The 6,445-nt window shown below is 71.5% G+C and carries 5 protein-coding genes and 1 pseudogene; 3 read left to right on the top strand and 3 right to left on the bottom strand.

Translation table 11 applies throughout. The annotated features are described in order from the left end of the window. Positions 1-341: pseudogene (locus AB0C29_RS27850) on the bottom strand (hypothetical protein); the annotation flags it as partial. 128 nt (positions 342-469) lie between these two features. Then, positions 470-2,368, bottom strand: coding sequence for an adenylyl cyclase (locus tag AB0C29_RS27845; RefSeq protein ID WP_360825946.1), 1,899 nt, complete (start codon positions 2,366-2,368; stop codon positions 470-472). A gap of 217 nt (positions 2,369-2,585) precedes the next feature. Here AB0C29_RS27845 and AB0C29_RS27840 point away from each other — a divergent pair, with 217 nt between their 5' ends. Together AB0C29_RS27840 and AB0C29_RS27835 are read left to right on the top strand one after the other, a co-directional pair. Continuing rightward, positions 2,586-4,544, top strand: a complete 1,959-nt coding sequence (locus AB0C29_RS27840) for an SGNH/GDSL hydrolase family protein (protein WP_360825943.1) — start codon at positions 2,586-2,588, stop codon at positions 4,542-4,544. Positions 4,545-4,586: 42 nt separating this feature from the next. Further along, complete coding sequence (locus AB0C29_RS27835; protein WP_360825940.1) at positions 4,587-5,435, top strand: alpha/beta hydrolase; 849 nt, start codon at positions 4,587-4,589, stop codon at positions 5,433-5,435. Positions 5,436-5,510: 75 nt separating this feature from the next. Here the strand turns inward: AB0C29_RS27835 and AB0C29_RS27830 are convergent, their stop codons facing one another. After that, positions 5,511-5,900, bottom strand: coding sequence for a hypothetical protein (locus AB0C29_RS27830; RefSeq protein ID WP_360825937.1), 390 nt, complete (start codon positions 5,898-5,900; stop codon positions 5,511-5,513). Positions 5,901-6,071: 171 nt separating this feature from the next. Between AB0C29_RS27830 and AB0C29_RS27825 the strand changes: the two genes are divergently transcribed. Next, a partial coding sequence (locus AB0C29_RS27825; protein ID WP_360825935.1) for a winged helix-turn-helix domain-containing protein occupies positions 6,072-6,445 on the top strand: 374 nt, incomplete at its 3' end.

Raw genomic sequence — 6,445 nt, 5'->3', positions numbered from 1 at the left:
GTCAGCAGCCAGCGCAGCCGCAGCCGCCCGGTCACCGACGAGAGCGTGCCGGCCGGGCGCCGCTGCACCCACCGGGCAGCCGCGAAGATCGGCGGCAGCAGCGCGGCGATCAGCAAGAACTCGAACGCCAGGTCGGCCAGCGGGCCGAACGACGGCAGACCGTCGGCGGTCTCCGGCCGGCCGGCGAGCGCGGCGGCCACCGAGGTCAGCGCGAGGCCCAGCAGGATCAGCACGACAGTGCCGGCGAGCACGAGGGCGGTGCCGGCGACGGGACGCCACCAGCGGTGGGCGGTGGTCCGTCCGAGACGGTGGTACGGGCTCAGCGGCGCGATGGTCGACATGGGAAGAAGTCTCGCGAAACCAGGGGGTCCGGCGGATCTGGCCACAGCTGGATTCCCGCCTCCACCGCTGGATATAGACAGGACCGGACCCGTGGTGCGGATCCGGCCCTGCAAGTGGTGCGGAGTTGCTATGACGCGGGGTAGTCCGTCACGTAGACCGGCACGCCGATCTTGGTGGTGTCCGCCGCAGCGCCCTCGCCGTTGACCACGTGGTCGATGATGCCGGCGCTGAGGTTGACCGTCATGATGTGGTGCAGCTTGACACCCGGGCGCTTGGGCACCTCGAAGCCGTTCGCGGTGTGGATCGCCGGGTTGTTCTGGTTGAAGACGTACACGCCGGCCCCGTACAGCTTGTGGTTGCGGACCTTGGCACCGACCTTGTAGCCGGCGTAGCCCAGCGTGCCGTCCCGCTGCGTCCAGTCCGCCTGGGTCGGCGGGTCGTACGGCAGCTCGTTCTGGTAGAGCACGGTCGTGCCGTTCTCGCCGTTCCAGATGGTGTTGTACTGCTGGAAGTGCTCGACGAACAGACCGGTGGCCGTCACGTTGTCGCCGTTGATGACGGCACCGTTGCGGCCGATGTTGGTCCGCCAGCGCTGGGTGTCACCGTTGACGCCCTCGGTGAAGCCCTCGACGCCGTGGTCACCGCGCCACACCCAGGTGTGGTCGATGAGCACGTTGTCGCTGTTGACCTCGAGCGCCACGTCGACCTTGCCGATGTGCGGGCCGCCGACGCGGAAGTACACGTCGGACAGCGTGGTCGGGTTGCTCGCCGAGCTGAGGCCGATGCCGTTCTTGTTGCCGACCTTGAGCAGGTTCTTCGACTCCTTGGTGCCGGCGTCGATGGTCACTCCCGCGACCACCACACCGGGCACGTCCGCGACCGTCAGCGGCGTCGCGCCGTTGACCGCGGTCAGGGTGGCGTGACCGATGCCGAGCACCACCTGGTTGGGACGCCACACCTTGATGCTCTGCGCGACGTTGTAGACGCCCGGGGTGAGCAGCAGGTTCTTGCCCAGGGCCAGGTTGGCGTTGATCAGCCAGACCGGGTCGGAGGGCTTGGCCACGAAGAAGTCACGCAGCGCGATGGTCCGGCCGGGGGTGAGACCGGCGGACCAGGACGTGCCGCTGGTGTTGCGCTGGGCGGCGGGCACCCGGACGCTGTAGCGGCCGTCCGCGTCGGTGAACAGGTACGGCTTCTCCCGGCTCAGCGGGGTCTTCTCCAGCGTCGTGTACGGCGGGTTCGGGAACGCCGTCTCCGCCGGCGCACCCTGCACGCCGGAGAAGACCTGGTTCCAGACACCGTTGGACCAGCTCGTCACCTTGCTGTTCCGGGTGATCCACTGCTGCTGGGAGCCGTTCACCACGTCGGGGAAGTTCGAGTCGGCGATGAAGCCACCACTGGCGTACTGCGGGCCGGCGGTGCAGTAGTCCATCAGCGAGAACGTGCCGCCGCTGACGTTGAGCCGCCGCAGCGACACCGCCTGCGACACGGCCCAGAAGTTCGCCGTCGCGCGGCAACCGTCCTGGCCCTTGCCGTTGACGTTGATGGACAGGTTGGACAGCGTCCGCCAGAAGTTGACCAGCGCCAGGCAGTTGCTGGTGCCGCCACCCTCGAGGCAGCGGTTGTACACCTCCACCTTGCCGTTGATCACCACGTCGGCCGGGGACGCGCCCAGGCCGGAGATCTCGGTGTAGTAGCCGACCTTGATCTGCAGCGGCTTGTCCGCCGTGCCGTACGTGCCCGGCTTGAAGAGAAAGGCGTACCGCTGGGTGCCCATCTCGTTGTCGACCTGCTGGGCGTAGGTGGCGTCCAGCGTGGCCTGGATCTGCTCGACCGGCGTCGCCGGGTCGAAAACGGTGACGTTGGTCCCCAGATTCGGCGCGGAGTTGCCCGGCCGTGCCGGTGCGGCCGAGGCGGCCGAACCGGTCAGCGGGCCGGTCGCCGTGACGGCGAGAACGAGGGCCAGGGCCCCGGCGAGGTGCCGGCGCCCGAGGAGACGGCCACCGCCGGTGGGGCGTGTCGTCATGCGGAAGGGTCCTTTCGTAACAGGGTCGCAATGAAGCTGATCACAGCAAGCGATAGACGGGCCCAACTGTCAAGAGAGCGCTCTCGGCGGGGATGCCGCAATCCCGTCGGCATCCGGACAACTCGCCGGAGTTCCGGAACCGGTGGCGGCCGAACGGGCCATCTGGACGGACTGCGCGTACCGGTATCTCCGGGACGCCCTCGCGCCTCTGCTTGGCATGACGGGAATCGACTATGCGGCGGTACGGCGTACCTGTGTGTTCGCCGTGGCCCTGATCCTGCTGTTGTTCTTCGCGCGGTCGGGGGCGTCGTCGCTGACCATCCAGGTGTGGTTCACGCTGTTCGTGATCGCGGCGACGCTCTGGGTCCGCGGCCAGTACATGGACAGCCTCGACGACCGGCAGTGGCTGATCTCCCGGCGCGCCGGGGCGGTCCTGCTGGTGGTGGCGGTCGCGCTGGTCGCCTCGTACGAGTTCCGGCCGCGCGCCGGGGCCGCCCTCGCCGGTGTCCTGCTGGCGTACTTCGTGGCCGGCTCGGCCATCACCTGGCTGCGGCAGGGACTGCGCTCCGACCGGATCCGGCGCAACCTCGCGCTCACCCTGACCACCGCCGGGGCCGGCTGCACCCTGCTGGGCATCGTGCTGCTCGGCCGCGGCTCCGGCACGGCCGCCGTGATCCTGGAGTACGTCCTGCTCGGCGCCGCCCTGCTGGTGCTGCTGCCGCTCGGCGTGGCCCTGCTCTCCGAGGTCGTCATTCGCTGGATGTGCGGCCTGTCCGGACCGCGGTCGCTGCGGCTGTGGCTGGGGCTCGCCGGTGCGGCGCTGTTCGTGCTCTCCACCGTGCTGCTCTACGCGCTGACCCGTTCGCCGTGGCTGCTCGGTGCCGTCATCGTGCTGGCGCTGCTGGTGATCGCGGTGGTGTCCAGCACCCAGGCCGACATCGCGTTCGTGATGAGCGTGATCGCGTTGCTGGGGGTCACGCCGCTGCCCGCCGACGTACCGCCCGACCTGGTGCCGGACCGTTCCGCCCGGTCCCTGCTGGTCGCGTTCGGCGACTCCTACATGTCCGGTGAGGGCGCGTCCACGTACTACCAGGGCACGGACGTCGGCGGCGGCAACCAGTGCCGCCGCTCGCCCACCGCCTGGGCCGCCATGGCGGGCCAGCAGCGCCCGTTCGACCAGGTCGAGTTCCTCGCCTGCTCAGGCGCCCGCACCTGGAACGTCGAGTCCGCGGTGGCCCCGCCGACCCGGCCCGGCGTGCCGCCGCCCGAGCCGCAGGCCGGCGAGGAGCGCACCCAGCTCGACGCCTACCTGCACGACTACGGCGACGGGTTCACCCCGGCGATGGTCGTCGCCGGGGTCGGCGGCAACGACGCGGGCTTCTCCACGATCGGGCTGATGTGCCTGGCCCCCGGCACCTGCAGCAGCCAGGGCAAGCTCTGGACCGGCGCGCTCGAGCAGGTACGCCAGAACCTGCGCGACACCTACCAGCAGCTCGACAAGGTCTTCCCGGACACGCCGGTGGTCACCGTCGGCTACCCGGACCCGATCGACCTCACCGGCCGCTGCGACGACCTGGCGCTGGCGCCCCGCGAACGCCGCTTCCTGCACGAGTTCGTGACCGGCGGCCTCAACCGGGTGGTCGCCGAGACGTCCGCGGAGTTCGGCTTCCACTACCTCGCGGCGATGGAGTCCTCCCTGCGGGTCGCCAACCTCCAGCTGTGCGACGAGCAGAACGAGGGCCGCCCCGGCCTCAACTTCATCGGCGTCCGGTCCGTCGGCGGGGTCGCGGAGCAGCGCTTCCACCCGAAGAACTTCTCGCACAGCAGCCTGCACCCGAACGAGCGCGGCCACGCGGCGATGCTGCGCACCTTCCAGACCTGGCTGCCCGACCTGGCGACCCTGCCCGCCCGGGGCCCGATCACCAAGGCGACGGCCGACGCCCGGGACGCGGGCCTGCGTACGGTCTCGACCGGTCAGGCCGACCCGCAGTGCGACGTGCTCAGCGCCAGCACCGACGGCTGCCGGACCCAGGGGATGCAGTGGGCCAAGGGCCGGGTCCGGATGCTGCTGCTCACCCAGGGCTGGATGGGCCTGCTGCCGCTGGCCGGCATCTGGCTCGCGGCGGTCGCCTTCTTCGGCTACCAGCGCCGCCGCCTCGCCGACCAGCGCGAATGACCGGTGCTGGACGCGCCACCGGCCGTCGGACACACTGTCGCGATGCCGACCGTCTACAAGAACCCTCGTGGTCAGGAGGCGGTCCGGCAGTGGTGTTCCGGGGCCCTGGCGCGGGCCGGCTTCCCGCTCAGGACCACGACCGTGGACACGAGCGCCGGCCCGGTGGCGCTCACCTCGGCCGGCACCGGACCCACGCGGGTCGTGCTGGTGCCCGGGACCGGCTTCAACGCCGCGGTGGCGCTGCCGTGGCTGCGGGCACTGTCCGACCGCTGGGCGACCACGGTCGTGGACCTGCCGGGCCAGCCCGGGCTCAGCGATCCGCGCCGGCCGCGCCGGGCCGGGCCGGCCTGGTACGGCCGGGTGCTGGACCAGGTTCTGGCCGCCCTGGCCGCCGAGGACGTCGTGGTGGTGGGCAACTCGCTGGGCGCCGCCGTGGCCCTGGCCGCCGGCTCGACCCGGATCGCCGCCCGGGCGCTGATCTCACCCGCCGGCTTCATCCGGCTCTCGGTGGACCCACGGCTGGCGCTGGCCTCGACTGTCTGGCTGCTGAGTCCCACCGTCGCGCACACCCGCGGCATGCTGCGGTTGTTCGTCGCTCCCGGGGTGGAGCCGCCCGCGACCGAGGTGGAGTGGATGGCGCTCATGGCCTCCTCGTGCCGGACGACGCTGGCGCCCGCCCCGCTGCCGGCCCAACTGCTGGCCCGGCGCGCCGAGCGGCCGTGTGTCGTTTCGGTGGGCGCCCATGACCGGTTCCTGCCGCCCCGCCGGCTGGTCCCGGCGGTGCGCCGCACGATGGGTCTCGACGTGCGGGTCCTCCCCGGCGCCGGGCATCTGACGACCGCGGACCACCTCGACGAGATGGTGGCGGTGGTGGCCGAGGTCACCGGCTGAGCCGGCCTGTGGACGCGCCGGTGCGCGACGCCCCGACGGGGACGCCGCGCATCGGTGACCGATCGAGCCGGCCGGTCAGGCCTTGACGACCTGGAACGAGATCTCGTAGTCGGCGTTCGGCAGGTGGAACTCGCCGCGCTGCGGGCCGTGGCCGGCCTGGCCGCCGATGGCGGTGACCACGCCGAGCTGGTCGTCCGAGCCGGCGTCCACCTCCACCAGGGCGATGTGGGCGACCGACGTGAAGACCGTCGAGCGCGGCCGCAGGTCCACGGTCTCGCCCTTGCCGATGTCACCGGGGCCGTAGATGGGGACGCCGTTGACGAACAGCTGCGGCTCGTCCCGTCCGGTGGTGTCCTGCTTGCGCTTGCAGGTCAGCGAGGTCAGCTGCAGCCGGTATCGCCCCGCCGTGCTGGTCAGGGTGGATGCCGTGCTCGCGGCGGTGCTGTTTCCCGCGTTGCCCTTCATGGGTCCTCCTGGTGGGTGGGGGCCGGCACCTGCTGCCTGCCCTCGCTTCCCAAGGTGGGCCGGGTCCGTTGGGCGACTGTTGGATTTCCGTTGAACCGCAGGTCCGTTGGGCGACAGCGGTCGCGCCGCCGGCGGCGGAGACTGAGCGGGACGGAGGAGGAGCCGATCACAGTGCCAGCGGACTTCCGGTTGCTCGGCGAGATCGACGTGTCCGTCGGTGGCCGGCCGGTCGACATCGGCCACACCAAGCAACGGTATGTGCTGGCCGCGCTCGCCGTCGAGGCCGGCCGGTGCGTCCCGGCCGACATCCTGATCGAGCGGGTCTGGGGAGCCGACCCGCCGCGCCGGGCCAGGGACACCACCCGGGCCTACCTCTGCAAGCTCCGGCAGGCCCTCGAGCCCTGGGACGCGATGATCATCCGGCAGGCGGCGGGCTACCTGCTCGCCGTCGATCCGCTGTCGGTCGACGTGCACCGGTTCCGGCACCTCGTCGCGACGGCCCGCTGCGGTGCGGAGGCGACGGCGCAGGACGCGTACGCCGCGGC

The sequence above is a fragment of the Actinoplanes sp. NPDC048791 genome (assembly GCF_040650095.1).
In the GTDB taxonomy this organism is placed as follows: Bacteria; Actinomycetota; Actinomycetes; order Mycobacteriales; family Micromonosporaceae; genus Actinoplanes.
The sequence above is the reverse complement of the archived record's forward strand: the minus strand, read 5'-3'. Positions and strand labels throughout refer to the sequence as shown.